This window comes from Streptomyces melanogenes, assembly GCF_014649795.1.
GTDB lineage: Bacteria > Actinomycetota > Actinomycetes > Streptomycetales > Streptomycetaceae > Streptomyces > Streptomyces noboritoensis.
In genome coordinates this window covers 413,130-432,181 of record NZ_BMTS01000006.1, presented here as the reverse complement: position 1 = coordinate 432,181, position 19,052 = coordinate 413,130, and the positions used below count along the sequence as shown (strand labels likewise).

General features: G+C 73.4%; 20 protein-coding genes. 14 read left to right on the top strand and 6 right to left on the bottom strand.

The window, feature by feature from the left end; translation table 11 throughout:
* Positions 1-53: 53 nt before the first annotated feature.
* A complete protein-coding gene (gene ku, locus IE252_RS16600) occupies positions 54-1,109 on the bottom strand; it encodes a non-homologous end joining protein Ku (RefSeq protein ID WP_190090152.1) in 1,056 nt (351 codons plus the stop codon).
* 40 nt (positions 1,110-1,149) lie between these two features.
* Between ku and ligD the strand changes: the two genes are divergently transcribed.
* Both ligD and IE252_RS16590 read left to right on the top strand, forming a co-directional pair.
* The gene (gene ligD / locus IE252_RS16595; protein WP_190090151.1) at positions 1,150-2,034 is read left to right on the top strand and encodes a non-homologous end-joining DNA ligase; all 885 of its coding nucleotides are present in this window, start codon (positions 1,150-1,152) and stop codon (positions 2,032-2,034) included.
* Positions 2,031-2,921 carry an ATP-dependent DNA ligase gene (locus tag IE252_RS16590; protein ID WP_190090150.1) on the top strand — a complete coding sequence of 297 codons (891 nt, stop codon included), beginning with the start codon at positions 2,031-2,033 and terminating at the stop codon, positions 2,919-2,921. Before ligD ends, IE252_RS16590 begins: the two co-directional genes overlap by 4 nt.
* A gap of 217 nt (positions 2,922-3,138) precedes the next feature.
* On the opposite strand, the gene IE252_RS16585 is transcribed toward IE252_RS16590, so the two are convergent.
* Positions 3,139-3,939, bottom strand: a complete 801-nt coding sequence (locus IE252_RS16585) for an NERD domain-containing protein (protein WP_190090149.1) — start codon at positions 3,937-3,939, stop codon at positions 3,139-3,141.
* 122 nt (positions 3,940-4,061) lie between these two features.
* Between IE252_RS16585 and IE252_RS16580 the strand changes: the two genes are divergently transcribed.
* The 5 genes from IE252_RS16580 (at position 4,062) to IE252_RS16560 (ending at position 7,616) form a co-directional block, all read left to right on the top strand.
* Positions 4,062-4,385, top strand: a complete 324-nt coding sequence (locus IE252_RS16580) for a zinc-ribbon domain-containing protein (protein WP_190090148.1) — start codon at positions 4,062-4,064, stop codon at positions 4,383-4,385.
* Between the two features lie 79 nt (positions 4,386-4,464).
* Complete coding sequence (locus IE252_RS16575; RefSeq protein WP_190090147.1) at positions 4,465-5,103, top strand: class F sortase; 639 nt, start codon at positions 4,465-4,467, stop codon at positions 5,101-5,103.
* Positions 5,104-5,153: 50 nt separating this feature from the next.
* Positions 5,154-5,900: a hypothetical protein gene (locus IE252_RS16570; RefSeq protein ID WP_190090146.1), complete on the top strand. Its 747-nt coding sequence runs from the start codon at positions 5,154-5,156 to the stop codon at positions 5,898-5,900.
* On the top strand, positions 5,897-7,216 hold the full coding sequence (locus IE252_RS16565) for a histidine kinase dimerization/phospho-acceptor domain-containing protein (protein ID WP_373298559.1): 1,320 nt from the start codon (positions 5,897-5,899) through the stop codon (positions 7,214-7,216). Before IE252_RS16570 ends, IE252_RS16565 begins: the two co-directional genes overlap by 4 nt.
* A 58-nt stretch (positions 7,217-7,274) precedes the next feature.
* Positions 7,275-7,616, top strand: coding sequence for an SH3 domain-containing protein (locus tag IE252_RS16560; protein WP_190090145.1), 342 nt, complete (start codon positions 7,275-7,277; stop codon positions 7,614-7,616).
* A gap of 9 nt (positions 7,617-7,625) precedes the next feature.
* On the opposite strand, the gene IE252_RS16555 is transcribed toward IE252_RS16560, so the two are convergent.
* Positions 7,626-7,880 (bottom strand): SHOCT domain-containing protein, encoded by a 255-nt coding sequence (locus IE252_RS16555; RefSeq protein ID WP_190090144.1) that lies wholly within the window; start codon positions 7,878-7,880, stop codon positions 7,626-7,628.
* Between the two features lie 4 nt (positions 7,881-7,884).
* Complete coding sequence (locus IE252_RS16550; protein WP_190090143.1) at positions 7,885-8,325, bottom strand: DUF6325 family protein; 441 nt, start codon at positions 8,323-8,325, stop codon at positions 7,885-7,887.
* A 123-nt stretch (positions 8,326-8,448) separates the two neighbouring features.
* Between IE252_RS16550 and IE252_RS16545 the strand changes: the two genes are divergently transcribed.
* Together IE252_RS16545 and IE252_RS16540 are read left to right on the top strand one after the other, a co-directional pair.
* Positions 8,449-9,828, top strand: coding sequence for an FtsW/RodA/SpoVE family cell cycle protein (locus IE252_RS16545; RefSeq protein ID WP_190090142.1), 1,380 nt, complete (start codon positions 8,449-8,451; stop codon positions 9,826-9,828).
* Positions 9,825-11,276 (top strand): penicillin-binding transpeptidase domain-containing protein, encoded by a 1,452-nt coding sequence (locus IE252_RS16540; protein WP_190090141.1) that lies wholly within the window; start codon positions 9,825-9,827, stop codon positions 11,274-11,276. Before IE252_RS16545 ends, IE252_RS16540 begins: the two co-directional genes overlap by 4 nt.
* On the opposite strand, the gene IE252_RS16535 is transcribed toward IE252_RS16540, so the two are convergent.
* The gene (locus tag IE252_RS16535) at positions 11,277-11,885 is read right to left on the bottom strand and encodes a Uma2 family endonuclease (protein WP_190090140.1); all 609 of its coding nucleotides are present in this window, start codon (positions 11,883-11,885) and stop codon (positions 11,277-11,279) included. It lies immediately after the preceding gene.
* 88 nt (positions 11,886-11,973) lie between these two features.
* Positions 11,974-13,080, bottom strand: coding sequence for a ferritin-like domain-containing protein (locus IE252_RS16530; RefSeq protein WP_190090139.1), 1,107 nt, complete (start codon positions 13,078-13,080; stop codon positions 11,974-11,976).
* A 193-nt stretch (positions 13,081-13,273) separates the two neighbouring features.
* Between IE252_RS16530 and IE252_RS16525 the strand changes: the two genes are divergently transcribed.
* The 5 genes from IE252_RS16525 (at position 13,274) to IE252_RS16505 (ending at position 19,003) form a co-directional block, all read left to right on the top strand.
* Positions 13,274-14,203 carry an AurF N-oxygenase family protein gene (locus IE252_RS16525; protein ID WP_190090138.1) on the top strand — a complete coding sequence of 310 codons (930 nt, stop codon included), beginning with the start codon at positions 13,274-13,276 and terminating at the stop codon, positions 14,201-14,203.
* A 143-nt stretch (positions 14,204-14,346) separates the two neighbouring features.
* Entirely contained in the window at positions 14,347-15,072 is a 726-nt protein-coding gene (locus tag IE252_RS16520) for a TetR/AcrR family transcriptional regulator (protein WP_190090137.1), read from the top strand.
* A gap of 39 nt (positions 15,073-15,111) precedes the next feature.
* A complete protein-coding gene (locus tag IE252_RS16515) occupies positions 15,112-15,381 on the top strand; it encodes a DUF8847 domain-containing protein (RefSeq protein ID WP_190090136.1) in 270 nt (89 codons plus the stop codon).
* Positions 15,382-15,440: 59 nt separating this feature from the next.
* On the top strand, positions 15,441-17,723 hold the full coding sequence (locus IE252_RS16510; RefSeq protein ID WP_190090135.1) for an outer membrane protein assembly factor BamB family protein: 2,283 nt from the start codon (positions 15,441-15,443) through the stop codon (positions 17,721-17,723).
* 152 nt (positions 17,724-17,875) lie between these two features.
* On the top strand, positions 17,876-19,003 hold the full coding sequence (locus IE252_RS16505; protein WP_190090201.1) for a C40 family peptidase: 1,128 nt from the start codon (positions 17,876-17,878) through the stop codon (positions 19,001-19,003).
* Positions 19,004-19,052 lie beyond the last annotated feature (49 nt).

The following is a 19,052-nucleotide window of genomic DNA, read 5'->3' as shown; positions in this document are numbered from 1 at the left end:
CTGAGGGGCGTCCGCGCGCTCCGACCCGGCTCCCTGTGGGCGTACGAAGGCCGTCAGGCCGACGCGCGCTTGCGGGGAGCCGCCTTCTTCGCGGTCTTCTTGGCCGTCGTGGCGGTGGACTTCTTGGCACCGGCGGCGGAGGCCTTGGGGGACGCGGCCGACTTCTTGGCGGCGGTCGCGCTCTTCGAGGTCGACTTGGTCGCGGTCTTGGCCGAAGTGGACTTGGCCGACGTGGTCTTGGTGGCGGCCTTCTTCGCCGGGGCCGACTTGCGGGCCGCCGTCTTGCGCGGCTTGAGCTCGGTGACCTCGGCGGGCTCCGCCGCCTCCTCGCCGCGCGCCTCCTTCGCGGCGCGCACGCTCTTCTCCAGCGCGGCCATCAGATCGATCACCTTGCCGCCGCCCTTGCTCTCCGGGGCCTCGGCCGGCGGCAGCGCACCGCCCGCCTTGGAGGCGATCAGGGACTCCACGGCCTCCCGGTAGTCGTCGTGCAGCGAGTCGACGTCGACCTCGCCGAGGGTGTCCATCAGGGCGTCGGCCAGGTCGAGTTCGGCGTCGCGGATCTTCACGGCACTGTCCGGGGCGACGCCCTCGGGGGCGCGGATCTCGTCCGGCCACAGCAGCCCGTGCATGGCGATGACGTCGTCCACGACCCGCAGCATCCCCAGGCGCTCGCGCCCGCGCAGCGCGAACTTGGCGACCGCCACCTTCCGGCTCCGCTTCAGCGCCTCCCTGAGCAGGGTGTACGGCTTGGCCGCCGGGACGCCGCTGGCGCTCAGGTAGTACGCCGTGTCGATCTGGAGCGGGTCGATGGAGTCGGCCGGCACGAACGCGACGATCTCGATGGTCCTGGCGGTGGGCAGCGGCAGCGCGGCCAGGTCGTCGTCGGTGATCGGGACCAGCGACCCGTCCGCGTCCTCGTACGCCTTGCCGATCTCGGACGCGTCCAGCTCCTCGCCGTCCAGCTCGCACACCTTGCGGTAGCGGACCCGTCCGCCGTCCTCCGTGTGGATCTGCCGGAACGAGATCGAGTGGCTCTCGGTGGCGTTGAAGAGCTTGATCGGAATGCTGACCAGCCCAAATGAGATCGCGCCGTTCCATATGGATCGCACTCTTCATCCCCTCTGTCGGGAATAGTGGGATTCTCATCGTATGACGCCGATCACATGGGTGGAGGGGCGGCGGATCGCGCTCTCCCGCCTGGAGAAGGTGCTGTATCCGGCGACCGGCACCACCAAGGGCGAGGTGCTGCACTACTACGCGACCGTCGCCGGGGCGCTCCTCGCCCATCTGCACAACCGGCCGGTGTCGTTCCTGCGCTACCCGGACGGCCCCGACGGCCAGCTCTTCTTCACCAAGAATCCCCCGCCCGGCACACCCTCCTGGGTGACGACGGCCCCGGTCCCGCGCTCCGAGGACAGCGGCGCGCGCCAGGTGACGGTCCCGGACCTGTCGACCCTGATGTGGGCGGCGAACCTGGTGGTGGAGTTCCACACCCCGCAGTGGCAGGCGGACGCGCCCGCGCGGGCCGACCGGATGGTCTTCGACCTGGACCCCGGGGCCCCGGCGACAGTGGTCGAGTGCTGCCTGGTGGCGCGGTGGCTGCGCGAGCGCCTGACGGCGGACGGGCTGCACGCGTACGCGAAGACCTCCGGCTCCAAGGGCCTGCACCTGCTCGTCCCCCTCGAACCCACCCCGTCCGAGCGCGTCTCCCAGTACGCGAAGGGCCTCGCCCAGGAGGCGGAGGCGGCGCTCCCCGACCTGGTCACGCACCGCATGGCCAAGACGCTCCGCCCCGGCAAGGTGTTCGTCGACCACAGCCAGAACGCGGCGGCGAAGACGACGGCGGCACCGTACACCCTCCGGGCGAGGGAGCGGCCGACGGTGTCGGCGCCGGTGTCGTGGGAGGAGGTGGAGTCCTGCGGCAGTGCGGGTGACCTGGTGTTCCTGCTGGGCGACATGGAGGCTCGCCTGTCGCGGGACGGAGACCTACTGGGGCCGTTGATCAACCTCAACCGGGCGGGGCGGTTGCCGTGAGTGTGCGGCCGCCGGTACGGGTGGCGCTGGCCCAGTCGGTACGGGAGCTGCCGCGCGGGCCGGGCTGGTGGTACGAGCCGAAGTTCGACGGCCACCGGATGGTGGTGTTCCGGGAGGCGGACGGGGTGGTGCTCCAGGCCCGTTCGGGGCGGATCGTGACGGCCGCGTTCCCGGACCTGGTGGCGGCGGCGCTCGCCGTGCCGGCGGGGTGCGTGTTCGACGGGGAGGTGGTGGTGTGGACGGGCGGCCGCACGGACTTCGCGGCGGTGCAGCGGCGGGCGGCGGCGACGCCGGGGCGGGCCGGGCTGCTCGCGTCCCGGCTCCCGGCGTCGTACGCGGCGTTCGACGTCCTGGCGGACCGGGGGGAGGACGTGCGGGGCCTCGGGTACGGGGAGCGCCGCGCCCGCCTGGAGTCCCTCCTCTCCTCCCTCGGCCCCCCGCTCCAGCCGGTCCCGGCGACCCGTTCCGTGGAAACGGCCCTGACCTGGTACGAGACGCTCCCCGCGAGCGGGATCGAGGGCCTGGTGGCCAAACGGGACGACTCCCCCTACCGGGGCGGCACACGCGCGTGGCGCAAGCTGCGGCACACGGAGCCGTGGGAGGGGGTGGTGGTGGGGTACGTCGGCTCCGCGCGGCGGCCGAGCGCGCTGGTGCTTGTGCTGCCGGGGGACGACGCGGTGACGGTGTCTTCGCCGTTGCCGTCGGCGCTGCGGGCGGAGGCGGGGCGGGCTCGTCTGCCGCCCGCGTCTCCTACGCGGACGGCTGTGGCGCCGGGGTGGGGGGAGGTTGGCTACACGCCGGTGGAGGGGGGTGGGTTGGTGGCGGAGGTGGAGCGGGGGTCGGGGCGGCTGGGGGTGACGACGGTGCTGCGTCTGCGCGAGGCGTGATGCCCCCACCCCGCCCCTTCCCTAAAGCCCTCTGGCGGGCGGCCGGGTTCGTCGTCTGCGGGCCGTCCCCAACTGGTCGCGCAGTTCCCCGCGCCCCTAAATGCGCCCCTCCGGGGCGCCCTGCAGGGGCGCGGGGAACTGCGCGAGCAACCCAGCACGGTCCGCAGACGAACGACACCCCTCGGAGGGTTTCGGGAAGGGGCGGGGTGGGGGCAACTCACACCCTCAGCCATGTGCGGCGGTCCCGTGCCCGCCAATACAGCCCCTCCACATCCCCCGGCTTCAGCACCCCACCCAACCGCCCCAGCCCGGGCAGCTCCGCGTCCCGCAGGACGCGGACGTCGACCGGCGGCGCGGGCAGGTCGACGCGGTCGGTGTCGGACAGCACCAGCACGCCCCGCACACCCACCGCCAGCGCCAACGACGCCCGCTCCGCATCCCGCCGGACCCACCGCAGCAAAGGAACCGGCGCCGCCCGCCCGACCCCCACCAAGGGATCGGCGATCCGCACCCGGTGCCGGTGCGCCGCGACCGTGCGGAACGTGAGCACCCCGGCCGGGCCGATCACGAGGTGGTCGAGCAGCCCGTCCCCCGGCAGCGGCACCGAGTGCAGCACCCGCCACCCCGCCCCCTCCAGGGCATCGAGCCCCGCCCCCACCCGCTCCTGCGCGGCCAGCAGCGCCCGGCGCGGGTCCTCGCGGAACCGGCGCGGCGGACCCGCGGACTCCAGCTCGCCGAGGAGCGCCTCGCCGGGGCGGTTCGGCGCCAGGTCGTCGTCGGGGTGCAGGGAGAGCCGGGCCAGGTCGGCGGAGATCGGGACGGGCGGCGGGCCCACCGTCACCTCGCCCACCACGAAGGGCGCGAGCGCGGCCAGGACGGCGTCGCGGCACTCCTCCAGGAGGAGACTGACCCGTCCGCTGTCCCTGTCGTACCAGGCGGCGCTCCGCCCGTCCGGGAGGCTGACGTACAGCCGTGCCCGTCCGTGCCGGTGCACCGGTGTCACCCGCAGTCCCGACATCCCGCATCACCCCCACGCCCATGGGAGCAGCACCGGCCGCGCAGGGCAATATCGCGGCTCGTATAGTGCGGAGCCGCTACCGCGCGCCACACGCGCCGCTTTACCTCGGGAGGGGAAGTCCGATGCTCATTTGGGGCACCAAGGGATATCTGTACCAGCTCGCCATGATGACGCTCGTCTGCGGGAACTGCGGCAATCCGGCCGCGCACGGCCTGCGGAAGTACGTCACCAAGTTCACGTTCTTCTTCATCCCGCTCTTCCCGGTCTCCACCAAGTACCGCACGCAGTGCACCTTCTGCGGCATGGAGCAGCAGATCACCAAGGAGGCCGCCGAGCAGCTGCTCGCGACGGCCGCCGCACCGCAGCCGGGCTACCAGGCCCAGCCGCAGCAGATGCAGGGCCAGGCCCCCGGCCAGCCCCACGGGCAGAACCCCTACCAGCAGTAACCGCGCTGTCGCCCCGGCTATGGAGAGCTGTTACAAAGCCGGGAAAGCTCCGCAACACCGCCCGCCTACGGTGGTGGACATGACTGCGTCCACCCCCTCCCGCCCGCGCCGCACGGCCCGTCTCGCGGCCGCCGCCGCGCTCGCCCTCTCCGTGGGCGGCGGGCTCGCGGCCTGCGGCTCGGGTTCGTCCGGCGCCAAGGCTCCCGACGTCACCGTCCAGAACGCCACCACCACCCAGGCCCGCCAGCAGGTGGGCCCGCTCATGGCGAGCGAGCCGACCCGGGTGGTCGTTCCGGCGGCGGGCGTCGACGCGGGCCCGGTGCTGCGGCTCGGCGTGGACGAGAGGCAGGAGCTGGAGGTGCCCCCGGTCGACAAGGCGGAGCTGGCGGGCTGGTACACCGGCAGCGTCACGCCCGGCGAGAAGGGCGCGTCCGTGATCGTCGCGCACTACGACACCGCGAAGGGCCCGGCCCTGATGCGGGACGTGAAGAAGATGCACGTGGGGGACGTCATCGAGGTCGGGCGGGCCGACGGCTCCACGGCCGTCTTCCGGATCCGCGAGACTCAGCAAGTGGACAAAACAGACTTCCCTACGAATAAGGTTTACGGGAAGACCGACCGTCCGGAACTCCGCCTCATCACCTGCGGCGGCCCGATCAAGAACGGCCACCGCTCGGCCAACATCATCTTCTACGCCGATCTGGTGAAGGTGAAGTAGCCCGGGGACGGTGCCGCTCCCGGCGCCGCCGCCCGCACGACAGGAGCACCTTGACCCGCCACCGCCGCCCCGCCCGCGCAGCACTCCTGCTGCTCACCGCCGGCGCCGCAGCCCTGCTGCTCTCCGGCTGCGGCAACGCGGGCAGCCTGGAGGGCGCGGGCGCGACCCCCACGGCGGTCGGCCCGGTCCACCTCTGGCCCGATCTGCCCAAGCCCACGACGACGCCCCTGGACTTCGGCGAGGGCCAGACGGAACGGGTGCCCGGCATCAAGGTGCCCGGCGACGACGTCCGCGCGCTCGACCCGGTCGCGGTCGTCCAGGCCGAGGTCCGGGCCCACCCCGACCAGTACACGGGCGCCGACGGGCTCTACGAGGAAACGGTTCGCCAGCTGAATCAGTGCCGGGAGAAGCCGAAGGGCTGCCCGGTGCTCAGGGCGTACTACCGCGATCTGACCGGCGACGGCAGGGACGAGCTGATCCTCGGCATCAAGATGCCGGAGCAGCAGTTGGCCGTGCGCTGCTATATGCCCGACCGCGGCGCCCTCACCCGGATCATGTCCACCTCGGACCAGCTGATCGGCGTGGAGCTGGCCGGGCGGGACGTCATCCTGCACTCGGTCTCCGCGGGCATCCCCGGGTACGAGTACCGCACGGCCTGGTCGTGGGACGACCACCAGCGCGCGATGCTGCCCACCCGCGACGAGATCATCCGGGTGGAGCCGCAGCACTCGCCCGGCGCGGTGCCCCGCCCCAAGACCTCCGGCCCGTCGCCGCGCTCCTCCGCGAGCGCCCGGTGAGGGGGCCGCGCCTGCCCGCCTGGACGGCGACGCTCACCTGGAAGGCCGCCGTCTTCATCACCGTGATGTGCTGCGCGCTCGCGGCGCTGCTCGGTGTGCTCGTGCACGTCTCGGTGACCCGGCAGACCGTCGGCCAGGCCCGCGACAAGGCGCTGGACAAGCTGGAGGAGGTCTCGCGCGCGTACGAGGCGGGCGAGCCGCTGCCGCCGGGCGCGGGCCTGGACCCGCAGGACCTGCCCTCCTCGCTGCGCAAGCTGGCCGTCTCCGGCAAGCGCGGCACGGTCGTCGCCGACGACAAGGGCCGCCCCACCATGTGGGCGGCGGGCCCGGCCGACGGCCGCGCGATCGCGGTCTCGATCGACTACAGCCAGAGCGCCCGCACGATCACGGGCCTGGACCAGGCGATCCTCGGCTCCTCCATCCTCGCCATCGGCGCGACCCTCCTGGTCGGCGTCTTCGGCGTCACCCGGGTCACCCGCCGGCTGCACCAGACGGCGACGGTGGCCCGCCGGATCGGGGCGGGCGACCTGGACGCCCGGGTCAACGACCCCCGTACGAAGGACCCTTCGCGCCCCCAGGACGAGGTGGCCACGGTCGCCGGGGCGCTCGACACCATGGCCGGGACGCTCCAGAACAAGCTGCTGAGCGAGCAGCGCTTCACCGCGGACGTGGCCCACGAGCTGCGCACCCCGCTGACCGGACTGCACGCCGCCGCCGAGCTGCTGCCCGAGGGGCGGCCCGCCGAGCTGGTACGGGACCGGGTCAAGGCGATGCGCTCGCTCACCGAGGACCTGCTGGAGATCTCCCGTCTGGAGGCGGGCAGCGAGCGGGTCGACCTGGACCTGGAGCAACTGGGGCCGCTGGTGGAGCGGGTGGTGCGGGCCTCCGGGACGCAGACCGAGCTCGTGATCGTCCGCGACACCTGTGTGGAGACCGACAAGCGCCGCCTGGAGCGCGTGCTGGCCAACCTCCTGGGCAACGCCCACAAGCACGGCGCGCTGCCGGTGGTGCTGCGCGTGGACGGGCCGGTGGTGACGGTGCGGGACCACGGCTCCGGCTATCCCCCGTACCTCCTCGACCACGGCCCCCAGCGCTTCCGCACCGAGGGCGGCAACAAGGGCCACGGGCTCGGCCTGACCATCGCGGTCGGCCAGGCCTCGGTCCTCGGCGCCAAACTGAGCTTCGGCAACGCGGCGGGCGGCGGCGCGCTGGCGCGGCTGATCCTGCCGGAGTACGTGGACCCTGACGGCGTACCAGAAGCCCCGACGCACCCGGACGGGCCTCAGCGCTTTGCGGGCGGCAACGAGCGAACCTAACGTGAGCGGGGCGAGCCAAGGGCCGTGGAGCACGGCCCTCCACTCCCCAGGAGGCACTGTGTCCCGCCGTTCCCCGCTTGCCCTGTTCGGCCTGTGCTTGGCCACCGGCGCGGTCGCCGCCCTCGCGGCGGCCGGTCCCGCGACCGCCGAGGAATCCGTCCACAACGACTACAAGGGGCGAGTGACGGCCAAGTCCGGCCTGCTCCTGCGGGACAAGCCGACCCGCAGCAGCCGGGTCATCGGCCTGGCGCGGTACGGCTCGATCGTCCACATCTTCTGCAAGACCCGCGGCGGCAGCGTCGAGGGCAACAACCGCTGGTACCTGCTGAGCGACGGCACCTGGGCCTGGGGTTCGGCGCAGTTCATCGACAACATCGGCCCGTCGCCCCGCTGGTGCTGAGCCGTCACCTCACAGCCCGAGCAGCCTGGCCTTCGCGGCCGTGAACTCCTCCTCGGTGAGCACCCCCTGCTGAGCCAGCCGTCCCAGTCGGCTCAGCAGGTCCACCAGTCCGGCGTCGCCGGGGCCGTCCGCCCCGGGCGGCGCCTCCGGGGCGGGCGCGGGCTTCGCGGGGCGCGGGCCGCCCACCAGGAGGCCGCGCAGCAGGGGGGCGCCGGACGGGCGCACCACGGGTCGTACCGCCGCCTTGGCGCGCCGGATGAACATGGGCTCAGCCTTCCTCTCGTACGCGTACGGTCCCGGCGCGCGCGGCCAGGGCCGCCCTGACCTCCTCCAGGCGCTCCGGCGGGATCCGCACCGACCCGGCGACGTGCCCGCCCGCGGCCCGCACCCCCTTCGCCGCCTCCTGCGCCCACAGGTGCTCGATCAGCACCACCAGCGCCCAACTGCCCAGGTCGAGCAGGTCCGCCGCCTCCTTGACGTCCTCCGGGCCGATCAGCCGCTCGACGCCCTCGCCGACCAGCACCCCGGCGAGCTCCTCGAACTCGTCGAGCTCGGCGGCGACCACCTCGCCCGCCGCGGTCCTGGTGACCACCAGCGCGTCGACCATCCGTACGGCCCGGGACCTGCGCACCCCCACGAGCGAGTCGACGGCCTGCACCCGAAGCTGCTCCTCGGGGAAGGCGAGGACGATGAACTCCACGGGCCCCATGGCCGTACTCCTCAGTGACGGTCCGTCGGCTTTCCGCCGGCGGTTGCCCGACTCGGCGTTCCCACCCCTCGGCACACTATGACATAAGGGACATAGCCGCTCCGGCTTGCTACGTTGCCCGACATGACCGCACCGACGGCGGCGGACGTCCCCCCGCCCGCCCCGCGCCTCGCCAAGCGCCGGGGCGTCGAACTCTCGCTGCTCGTCTGCGCCGTCCTCGCCTCGGTCTACGGATACGCGGGCGTCGGCCTGGCCAAGAGCGGCGCCGTCCCGCCCGACGCGGCCCGCTACGGCGCGGGCCTCGGACTGCTCGCCCTGCTCGCCCATCTCGCCGTCCGCTGGCGCGCCCCGCACGCCGACCCGCTGCTGCTGCCCATCGCGGTGCTGCTCAACGGGCTCGGCCTGGTCCTGATCTACCGCCTCGACCTGGAGACCCCGCACAGCCGGGCCGCCGCCACCCAGCTCGTCTGGTCCACGATCGGCGTCGGGCTGTTCACGGCGGTCGTCCTGGCCCTGCGCGACCACCGGGTCCTCCAGCGGTACGCCTACCTCTCGGCCGCCTCCGCCCTGGTCCTGATGGCGGTGCCGATCCCGTTCCCCGCCGTGAACGGCGCCAAGATCTGGATCCGGGCGGGCGGACTCTCCTTCCAGCCGGGCGAGTTCGCCAAGATCCTGTTCGCGGTCTTCTTCGCCGGGTACCTGGCCGCCAACCGCAACGCGCTCGCGTACACCGGCCGCCGCGTCTGGCGGCTCCAGCTGCCCACCGGCCGGGTGCTCGGCCCGATCGTGGCGATCTGGCTGCTCAGCGTCGGCCTCCTGGTCCTGGAGCGCGACCTCGGCACCTCGCTGCTCTTCTTCGGCCTCTTCGTGATCATGCTGTACGTGGCGACCGGCCGCACCGGCTGGATCGCGGTCGGGCTGCTGCTCGCGGCGGTCGGCGCGGCGGCCGTCGGCTCGCTGGAGCCGCACGTGCACGGCCGGGTGCAGGACTGGCTCCACCCCTTCGCCTCCATCGAGGCGGGCCAGGGCCCCGGCCAGCTCGCCCAGTCGCTCTTCGCCTTCGCGGCGGGCGGCATGCTCGGCACCGGCCTGGGCGCCGGGCACTCCGTCCTGATCGGGTTCGCCGCGAAGTCCGACTTCATCCTGGCGACGGCCGGCGAGGAGCTGGGCCTGGCGGGCCTCACGGCCGTCTTCCTGCTGTACGCGCTGCTCGTCGCCCGGGGCTACCGCGCGGCCCTCGCGCTGAGCGACCCGTTCGGGCGGCTGCTCGCCGTCGGGCTCGCCTCGATCCTCGCCCTCCAGGTGTTCGTGATCGCGGGCGGGGTGACGGGGCTGATCCCGCTCACCGGCATGGCGATGCCGTTCCTCGCCCAGGGCGGCTCCTCGGTCGTCACCAACTGGGTGATCGTGGCGCTCCTCATCCGGGTCAGCGACAGCGCGCGCACCCCGCGCCCGGCCGTGGAGAGCGGCACGGTCACCCCCGTCCGGACGGGAAGCCGATGATCCGCTACATCCGGCGGGCCGCCGCCTGCTGTCTGCTCCTGCTCGTGGCGCTGCTGGTCAACGCGGCCCGCGTCCAGGTCTTCCAGGCCGACGCGCTGGACGCCGACCCGGCCAACCGCCGTACCACGCTGGCCCGTTACGGCCAGCCGCGCGGCGACATCCTGGTGGACGGCGACGCGGTCACCGGCTCCAGGGACAGCGGGCAGGCGCTGCGGTACGAGCGCACGTACGCCGACGGGCCGCTGTACGCGCCGATCACCGGGTACGCCTCGCAGGTGTACGGCACGACGCTCGTCGAGGCCGCCGAGGACCCGGTGCTCTCCGGCACCTCGCCGCTGCTCAAGCCGCTGTGGGGCGGGCTCACCCGCAAGCGGCAGCGCGGCGGCGACGCGGTCACCACCATCAGGGCGGGCGTGCAGCGGGCCGCCTTCCGGGGGCTCGCGGGCAAGCGGGGCGCGGTCGCCGCGCTTGAGCCGGGCACGGGCCGCATCCTCGCGCTCGTCAGCAGCCCCTCGTACGACCCGGGGCGGCTGTCGGGGACCGGGCGGGCGGTCAAGGGCGCCTGGGCGGCGCTGAACGCGGACCCCGACCAGCCGATGCTCGACCGGGCGATCCGGCAGACCTATCCGCCGGGCTCCGCCTTCAAGATCGTGACGGCGGCGGCCGCGCTCGACGCGGGCGCGGTGACCGACGTGGACGCGCCGACCACCACGCCCGACCCCTACGTCCTGCCCGGCACCACCACCGCGCTGCCCAACGAGGCGGACGGCTGCGGCAAGGCCTCGCTCGCGTACGCCGTGGTCGTCTCCTGCAACACGGTGATGGCGCATCTGGGGGTGAAGGTGGGGCTGCCGGGGATGCTGGAGGCGGTCGGCCGGTTCGGCTTCAACGACGCCCGGCTGCGGATCCCCTCCCACGTGGCCAAGTCCAACTTCGACAGGAAGATGGGCCCGGACCAGCTGGCGCTCTCCTCCATCGGCCAGTTCGACACGACGGCGACGCCGCTGCAGATGGCGATGGTCGCGGCGGCGGTGGCCAACGGCGGGGAGCTCAAGTACCCGTACCTGGTGGAGCGGACGACCACCGCACGCGGCACCACGGTCGCCCAGAACGGCCCCCGCACCTACCGCCAGGCCATGAGCCCGACCACCGCCGCGCAGCTCCAGCAGCTGATGGTGGACGTGGTGGAGAAGGGCACCGGCACCAACGCGGCGATCCCCGGCGCGAAGGTCGGCGGCAAGACGGGCACGGCCCAGAACGGCATCGGCAACCGCGGCCACCCGTACGCCTGGTTCATCTCCTGGGCCCAGGCTCCCGACGCGGCCCAGCCGGCGGTGGCGGTGGCGGTGGTGGTCGAGGACGCGGAGGCCAACCGAGCGGACATCAGCGGCGGCGGCGACGCGGCCCCGATCGCGAAGGCGGTGATGGAGGCGGCGCTGCGGGACTGATCAGCCCTTGCGCGGGCGGCGGTCGATCGCGGTGAGGTCGATGTCGAGGGGGAAGGGGCGGTCTGTCTTGAGCTGCTTGTGGTGAATGCCGGTGAGACCGTACGACTTGGTGCCGGGGTCGAGCTCGAAGGTGTGCACCACCGGCATCCCTTCGTTCTCTTCCACCCGCCAGAAATGCGGAATGCCCGCGCGGGCGTACTTGCGGGGCTTGACCTCGCGGTCGCGGTCCACCGATTCGTCGGAGACCACCTCGACGGCGAGGATGAGGTCCTCCGGCTTGAACCAGGTCTGTCGGGGGCCTGTGTCCGCGTCAATGGAAACGACGAGGACATCGGGCTCCAGCCGATTGCGGCGATCGAGCGTGACCGTCATCTCCCCGATGGCTTCGAGGTGCTCCGGCGACTGGTCCATGAGCGACCGCACCAGAAAGTGGATGGTGCGCGAATGGAACCGGGTCTGCGGACTCACGAGGACGAGACTCCCGTCGATCAGCTCCGTGTGCGGAGGGAGATTCGGGAGGTGGTCGAGGTCGTCCGCCGTCCAACCGCCGGCGGGCGGACGGGCCCACTCGTGCTGGTCGTCAAGGCCGTAGTCACGTGCGGCGCTCATGCTTGCTCCCATGGGGAGGAGTCTGCTCGGTACCGCCAGCCTACCCAGGGGGAACGAGGGAGCGCCGCACGAAAGCGTGAGTCTCGGGTCAGCCCCCCGCCCCCTCCGCGATCATCTCCTCCACCTCCGCCACTCGCGCCGTCTCCTCCTGGGCGAAGCGGTCGCGGTCCAGTTGTTCTGCGATCTCCTCGTCCTCGGCCATCAGCAGGTCGAGGTTGGAGTCGCCGAGTTCCAGGACGCCCATGTCCACGTACGCCTGCTGGAGGCGTTTGCCCCACAGGCCGATGTCCTTGACGCAGGGGACGACGCGGCTGAACAGGAGCTTGCGGAACAGGTGCAGGAACTCGTTCTGCTCCGAGTACTGCTCGGCCTCCGCCTTGGAGACGCCGAAGTTCTCCAGGACCTCGACGCCGCGCAGGCGGTCGCGCATCAAGTAGCAGCCCTCGATGACGAATTCCTCGCGCTCGCGCAGCTCCGCGTCGCTGAGCTGCTTGTAGTAGTCGCGCAGGGCCATCCGCCCGAAGGCCACGTGCCGGGCCTCGTCCTGCATCACGTACGCCAGGATCTGCTTGGGCAGCGGCTTGTCGGTGGTGTCGCGGATCATGCCGAACGCGGCGAGCGCGAGGCCCTCGATGAGGACCTGCATCCCGAGGTAGGGCATGTCCCAGCGGGAGTCGCGCAGGGTGTCGCCGAGCAGCCCCTGGAGGTTGTCGTTGACCGGGTAGAGCATGCCGACCTTGTCGTGGAGGAAGCGGGAGTAGATCTCCGCGTGCCGCGCCTCGTCCATCGTCTGGGTGGCGGAGTAGAACTTCGCGTCCAGGTCCGGCACCGACTCCACGATCCGCGCCGCGCACACCATCGCGCCCTGCTCGCCGTGCAGGAACTGGCTGAACTGCCAGGAGGCGTAGTGCCTGCGCAGCTCGCCCTTGTCCTTGTCGGTCATCTTGGCCCAGTGGCGCGTCCCGTACAGCGTCAGCGACTCGTCGGGCGTCCCCAGCGGGTCGTACGGGTCGACCTCGATGTCCCAGTCGATCCGCTTGGCGCCGTCCCACTGCTTGTCCTTGCCCTTCTGGTAGAGGGCGAGGAGGCGCTCGCGTCCGTCGTCGTAGTCCCAGCTGAAACGCGCCGCTCCCGAGGCCGGGATCTCCCAGAGGGGGTCCTGCGGGCCGTTCACATACAGGTCGTGCGTAGACACGTGCGGCTCCTTCGCCTCGCGGAACTACCTGACTGACCGTGACACGTTGGCTCATTGGCAGGCTCACACGTTGGTAGACGCCGGGTCAACAAGTCGGGCCGAAGGGATTGACGCGCTTGCTGACAAGCAGTCTCATAAGAGTTGACCGCCGGTAACCCCCTTCGAGGCCGACTCCCACCGAGGTGCCCCAGCCATGACGACCGTGACCGACAGCGAAGTGCTCCGCGACGCGCTCGGCCTGCTCCGGGACCGCGAGGAGGTCGCCGAGCGGCTGCTCGCGTCGTCCGCCAAGCACTCCTTCGACCCCGACAAGGAACTGGACTGGGACGCGCCGCTGGAGGACGGCAAGTGGTTCTGGCCCCCGGAGCTGCTCTCCCTCTACGACACCCCGATGTGGCGCGGGATGTCCGAGGACCAGCGCATCGAACTGTCCCGTCACGAGGCCGCCTCGCTCGGCTCGCTCGGCATCTGGTTCGAGATCATCCTGATGCAGCTGCTGGTGCGGCACGTCTACGACAAGCCCGTCACCAGCAACCACGTCCGCTACGCGCTCACCGAGATCGCCGACGAGTGCCGCCACTCGATGATGTTCGCCCGCGTGATCCAGAAGTGCGGATCGCCCACCTACCCGGTCCCCCGGCTCTACCACAACCTCGCGCGCGTCCTGAAGACCGTCTCCACCACCCCCGGCTCCTTCGCGGCCACCCTGCTCGGCGAGGAGATCCTCGACTGGATGCAGCGGCTGACCTTCCCGGACGACCGGGTGCAGACCCTGATGCGCGGCGTCACCCGCATCCACGTGGTCGAGGAGGCCCGCCACGTCCGGTACGCCCGCGAGGAGTTGCGGCGCCAGATGGTCACCGCGCCCGCCTGGGAGCGGGAGCTGACCAGGGTCAGCTGCGGCGAGGCGGCCCGGGTCTTCTCCACCTGCTTCGTCAACCCCAAGGTGTACGAGAACGTGGGGCTGGACCGCCGGGAGGCCGTCGCCCAGGTGAAGGCCAGCGGCCACCGGCGCGAGGTGATGCAGAACGGCGCCAGGCGGCTCACCGACTTCCTCGACGACATAGGCGTGCTGCGCGGCGTGGGCCGCCGGCTGTGGCAGAGCTCGGGGCTGCTGGCCTGACCCGGCCCCGCATGCCCTTCACCGAGCAGTTCACCGACCGCTTCGCCGAGCCCCGCAGGGAACCCTTCGCCGAACCCTCCGCTCCCGGCCAACCGCGTACGAGCACCGGCCTGAAGCAACGGCCCGGGGATTACGCTGCCCGTATGACCTCACCGGCCACCACCCCCGCGTACCGCAGGCTCAGCGTCGAGGAGCGCCGCACCCAGCTCCTCGACGCCGCGCTGTCGCTCTTCGCGCACCGGGCGCCGGAGGACGTCTCGCTCGACGACGTCGCCGAGGCGGCCGGGGTCTCGCGCCCACTGGTCTACCGCTACTTCCCCGGCGGCAAGCAGCAGTTGTACGAGGCGGCGCTGCGCTCGGCCGCCGACGAGCTCGAACTCTGCTTCGCCCAGCCCCAGACCGGCCCGCTCACCGAGCGCCTGACCCACGCTCTGGACCGCTACCTCGCCTTCGTCGACGAGCACGACGCCGGGTTCTCCGCCCTCCTCCAGGGCGGCAGCGTCGCCGAGACCTCCCGGACGACCGCGATAGTCGACGAGGTGCGCCGGTCCGCCGCCGAGCAGATCCTCCTCCACCTGGAGGTGGAGAGCCCGGGTGCACGGCTGCGGATGATGGTGCGCACCTGGATCGCGGCGGTCGAGGCCGCCTCCCTGATCTGGCTGGACGAGGAGAAGCAGCCGCCGCTGCCCGAGCTGCGCGACTGGCTGGTCGACCACCTGGTGGCCCTGCTCACCGCGACCGCCGCCACCGACCCGCAGGCGGCCGCCGTGGTCCGGGCCGCGCTGGCCCTGGAGCCCGCCGACGGCCCGGCCGGACTCCTCGCCCGCCGGGTGCTCCCGGTCCTGGCCGAAGCCGCCCACCTGCTGTGACGCGCGCGGCGCGGCCCGCACCGGTGTGACACTTGAGACGTGCGAAGCGAGAACACCCTCTTTGTGGGCGGGCCCCTCGACGGGCGCGTCCTGCCCGTCCTGGTCGGCCCCACGGACAAGCCTCCCCAGTGGTACGAGGTCCCGGTCCCGGACGCCGACGGCGGCCCGCCGACCGTCCACGCCTACCGGCGCGAGCCCGTCGGACACAGCAAGCGCCTCGGGCTGCCGCGCGGCTGGAAGTACACCTACGTCCCGGAGGGTCGCGAGCCGCGCCGCTGGCCCTGGACCAAGCCGAAGCCGCGCGCGTAGGAGCTCCTGTGGCGCGATAAGCTCGCTGGTCCACGCCGTGCCGCAGGGGGAGTTGAACCATGGAGGCGCTGACCGCCGAGGAACCGCGCGAGCTCGGTCCGTACCGCATGCGGGCCAGGCTGCGCGAGACCGGCACCGCCCGGGTCTATCTCGCCCACGGGGCGGACGGGCGCGGGGTCTGTGTCACCGCTGCCCGCCCCGACCTGGCCGCGCTGCCCGCCTTCCGCACCCGCTTCCGGGCCGAGGCGCGGGCCGCCGAGCGGCTAGCCGGGCCCTGGGTGCCGCCGGTGCTGGCCACCGGCCCCGAGGAGTGGCTGCCGTGGCTGGCCACCCCGTTCACGGCCGCGCTCACCCTCGCCGAGGCGGTGGCGCTGGCCGGGCCGCTGCCCGAGGAGGCCGTGCGCACCCTGGGCGCGGCCCTCGCCGCCACCCTGGAGCGGGCGCACGCGGTGACCGGTGAGGCCTTCCAGGGCCTGGGCCCCGACGTCGTGCTGCTCACCGCCGAAGGACCGCTGGTCACCGCCTTCGGCGTGCTCGGCGGCGCCAGCGCGGCGAGCGCCGGGGAGGGCGGGCGGCTCGGTGTGACCGTCGGCTATCTGACGCCGGAGCAGGTCGCCGGTGAGCAGCCCGGCCCCGCCGCCGACGTCTTCATGCTGGGCATGCTGCTCGCGTACGCGGCGGGGGGCGCGGGCCCGTTCGACTCCGGCCCGGCCGACGCGGCCGCGCACCGCATCGCGCACTCGGTCCCGGACCTCACCCCGGTCCCGGCCGCCCTGCGCCCGCTGCTCGGCCGCTGTCTGGCCAAGGCGCCCGGGTCGCGCCCGGCCCCGGCCGAGGTGGCCGCCGAGCTGGTCCCCGGCGGGGTCGCCCCGCTGCCCGGCGCGGGGTGGCTGCCGCCGCGCCTGACGGCCGCGATCGCCGAACGGGCCGCGCGGGCCCAGGAGTTGCCGGGACCGGTGGTGGCCGACCGGGTGCCGGAGCCCGCCGCCCCGCTGCCCGCACCGGCCCTGAACGGGCAGGCTCCCCCGCAGCCCGCCTGGTCGGCGCCGCAGCCCCTGCCCGTACCGCCGCCCCAGCCTCCGCAGGCCGCCCCGCCCGCCAACGCCCTCTCCCGGCTCACCGCCGACCGCCGGTCGCTGCTGACCGCCGGGCTCGCGGCGGTGGCCGGGCTCGCGGTCGGCGCGGCCGGGGTGCTGGCGTTCGACGGGGACGACGGCGACGGCAAGGCCCCCGCCGCCGACAGCAAGCCCGCCGCCCGCCCGCAACCGGTGCCCGGCGCGCCCCCGACCGCCCGCTGGGGATACGCGGTGCCCGGCGGCAAGCTCCTCGGCACCCCGCTCGTCCAGGGCGCGGTCCTGGTCGTGCCCGGCGCCGCGCCCACCGGCGTCGACCTGCGCACCGGCAAGCAGCTCTGGACCCGCCCCGAGCTGGCCGGTCTCGCCCAGCTCCAGCCCGCGGGCCCGGACCCGGCGGTGGCGTTCGGCGTCGGCCCCACCGACTTCACCTGGTTCGCGGTGGCGGACGGCGCGATCCGCCAGAAGGTGGCGTACGCCCAGCTCGCACCCGGCATGGGCACCCCCGAGGTGCGCGCGCACGACGGCACGACGGTGTGGTTCACGGCCACGGTCGGCAAGGACACCGCGCTGTACGCGTACGACATCGCCACCCGCACCACCCTGTGGCGCCGCCCGCTCGGCCGGGGCGAGACGTTCGAGTGGGCGACCGCCGTCGGTGGCCGGCTGATCGCGCGGCGCCCCGCCGCCGCCCCGCCGAAGGGCGCCAAGCAGGTGCTCGCGGAGTTCTTCGCGGTCGACCCGAAGACCGGCAAGGACCTGTGGGCGCGGTCGTACGGGACGGTGCTGCCCACCGACGCGGCGGTGCTGTCGCCCGACGGCACGCTGCTCACCACGGCGGGCGGCGGCCTCCAGGCGTTCGACCTGGAGACGACGAAGCTGCGCTGGCAGCGCGGGAAGGGCGCGGGGACATACGGAACTCCCGTTCTCAGCAAGGGAGTTGTGTACGCCCCCGACACCACCACCAAGGTGGCGGCGGTCACCGCGCCGGACGGCCGGGAGGTGTGGGTCGGCTCGACGGACCTCGCCCCGACCGCCCCGGTGGAGACCCGCACGGTGGCGAGCGCGTCCGGGCGTACGGTCCTGGCGCTCGACCCGTTCCAGGTGACGGCGCTGGACGCGGCGAGCGGCGAACGGCTGTGGAAGTTCCAGGACGCGGGCACCAAGGAGCAGTCGGCGGACCGGGGCACCTACCGTGCGGTGGCGGCGGGCGCGGACGCGGCGGTGGTGTGGCACGGGGCGACGCTGTACGCGCTGCCGGTGCGGTGACCCTCCCTCTCGTACGCACATGACGGGCGCGGGGGCAAGCCTCCGCACCGCGGTACGGCCGTACGGGGGAAGGATCCGCACCGTTCACCCGACTCGGCAGGCCGGGCCCCGGATCACCGTGCCACCATCCGACCGGAGGTGAGCACGTGTCGATGAGATCCCTGCGTACGGTGTGCACGGCGGCGGTCGTCGCGGCGGCGCTCGTGTCGTCCGTCCCCGCGGCGCAGGCCGCACCCACGCCGCCGGAGAGTTCGGTGTCCGGTCTGCTGACGCAGCTTCAGACGCTGTACCGGCAGGCCGAGGAGGCGTCCGAGGCGTACAACGCGGCCGAGGAGCAGCTGAAGCGGCGCACGGCGGACGAGAAGAAGGTCGCGGCCGGGCTGGCCAGGGCGCGGGTCGCGCTGGCGCGGAGCCGGGAGGCGGCGGGCCGGCTGGCGCGGGAGCAGTACCAAGGCCGCAGCGAACTCTCGACGTATATGCAGCTGTTGCTGGCGCGGGACCCGCAGGGGGCGCTCGACCAGGGGCATCTGATCCGGCGCGCGGGGGACGAGCGCCGGGCGTCGCTCACGCGGCTCGCCTCCATGGAGAAGCAGGCGGACGGTCTGGCGCGGGCGGCGCGCAAGGCGCTGGACGAGCAGGCGCTGCTGGCCGTGCGCCAGCGCCGGGCGCGGGACGAGGTGCGCACCCGGCTGAAGGACGTGGAGGGCCTGCTCGCGTCCCTGAGCGAGGACCAACTCGCCGAGCTGGCCCGCCTGGAGCGGGACGGGATGGCGAAGGCCCAGCGGGATCTGCTGGCCACGGGGGCGCTGAGCGGGGTGCGGGCGCCGTCGGAGGAGGGCGAGCAGGCGCTGCGGTACGCGGTCGGGCAGCTCGGCAAGCCGTACGTGTGGGGGGCGGAGGGGCCGGGGTCGTACGACTGCTCCGGCCTCACGTCGCAGGCGTGGGCGCATGCGGGGCGGGCGATTCCGCGGACGAGTCAGGAGCAGTGGGCGTCGCTGCGGCGGGTTCCGCTGCGTTCTCTGCGTCCGGGGGACCTAGTGGTGTACTACCCCGGGGCGACGCATGTTGCCCTGTACGTGGGGGACGGGCTGGTGGTGCAGGCGCCGCGTCCCGGGACCCGGGTGAAGATCTCCCCGATCGCGTCGAATCCGCTGCTCGGGGCGGTGCGTCCTGATCCCGGGGCGGGGGCGGTGCGGTCGTATCGACCGCCGAGGTTGCCGGTGGGGGCGGGGGCGGGGTCGGACGAGGGCTACGCGTCGGACGCCCCTCCGGGGGATTAGCCCCCACCCCACCCCTTCCCGAAAGCCCTCTGGCGGGCGGCCGGGTGCT

Coding starts and splice junctions, on each gene's coding strand:
- IE252_RS16545 (WP_190090142.1), top strand. CDS start 8,449: ATGACCGCACCGACGGCGGCGGACGTCCCCCCGCCCGCCCCGCGCCTC.
- ligD (WP_190090151.1), top strand. CDS start 1,150: ATGACGCCGATCACATGGGTGGAGGGGCGGCGGATCGCGCTCTCCCGC.
- IE252_RS16520 (WP_190090137.1), top strand. CDS start 14,347: ATGACCTCACCGGCCACCACCCCCGCGTACCGCAGGCTCAGCGTCGAG.
- IE252_RS16540 (WP_190090141.1), top strand. CDS start 9,825: ATGATCCGCTACATCCGGCGGGCCGCCGCCTGCTGTCTGCTCCTGCTC.
- IE252_RS16550 (WP_190090143.1), bottom strand. CDS start 8,325: ATGGGGCCCGTGGAGTTCATCGTCCTCGCCTTCCCCGAGGAGCAGCTT.
- IE252_RS16580 (WP_190090148.1), top strand. CDS start 4,062: ATGCTCATTTGGGGCACCAAGGGATATCTGTACCAGCTCGCCATGATG.
- IE252_RS16510 (WP_190090135.1), top strand. CDS start 15,441: ATGGAGGCGCTGACCGCCGAGGAACCGCGCGAGCTCGGTCCGTACCGC.
- IE252_RS16525 (WP_190090138.1), top strand. CDS start 13,274: ATGACGACCGTGACCGACAGCGAAGTGCTCCGCGACGCGCTCGGCCTG.
- IE252_RS16555 (WP_190090144.1), bottom strand. CDS start 7,880: ATGTTCATCCGGCGCGCCAAGGCGGCGGTACGACCCGTGGTGCGCCCG.
- IE252_RS16505 (WP_190090201.1), top strand. CDS start 17,876: ATGAGATCCCTGCGTACGGTGTGCACGGCGGCGGTCGTCGCGGCGGCG.
- IE252_RS16535 (WP_190090140.1), bottom strand. CDS start 11,885: ATGAGCGCCGCACGTGACTACGGCCTTGACGACCAGCACGAGTGGGCC.
- IE252_RS16575 (WP_190090147.1), top strand. CDS start 4,465: ATGACTGCGTCCACCCCCTCCCGCCCGCGCCGCACGGCCCGTCTCGCG.
- IE252_RS16585 (WP_190090149.1), bottom strand. CDS start 3,939: ATGTCGGGACTGCGGGTGACACCGGTGCACCGGCACGGACGGGCACGG.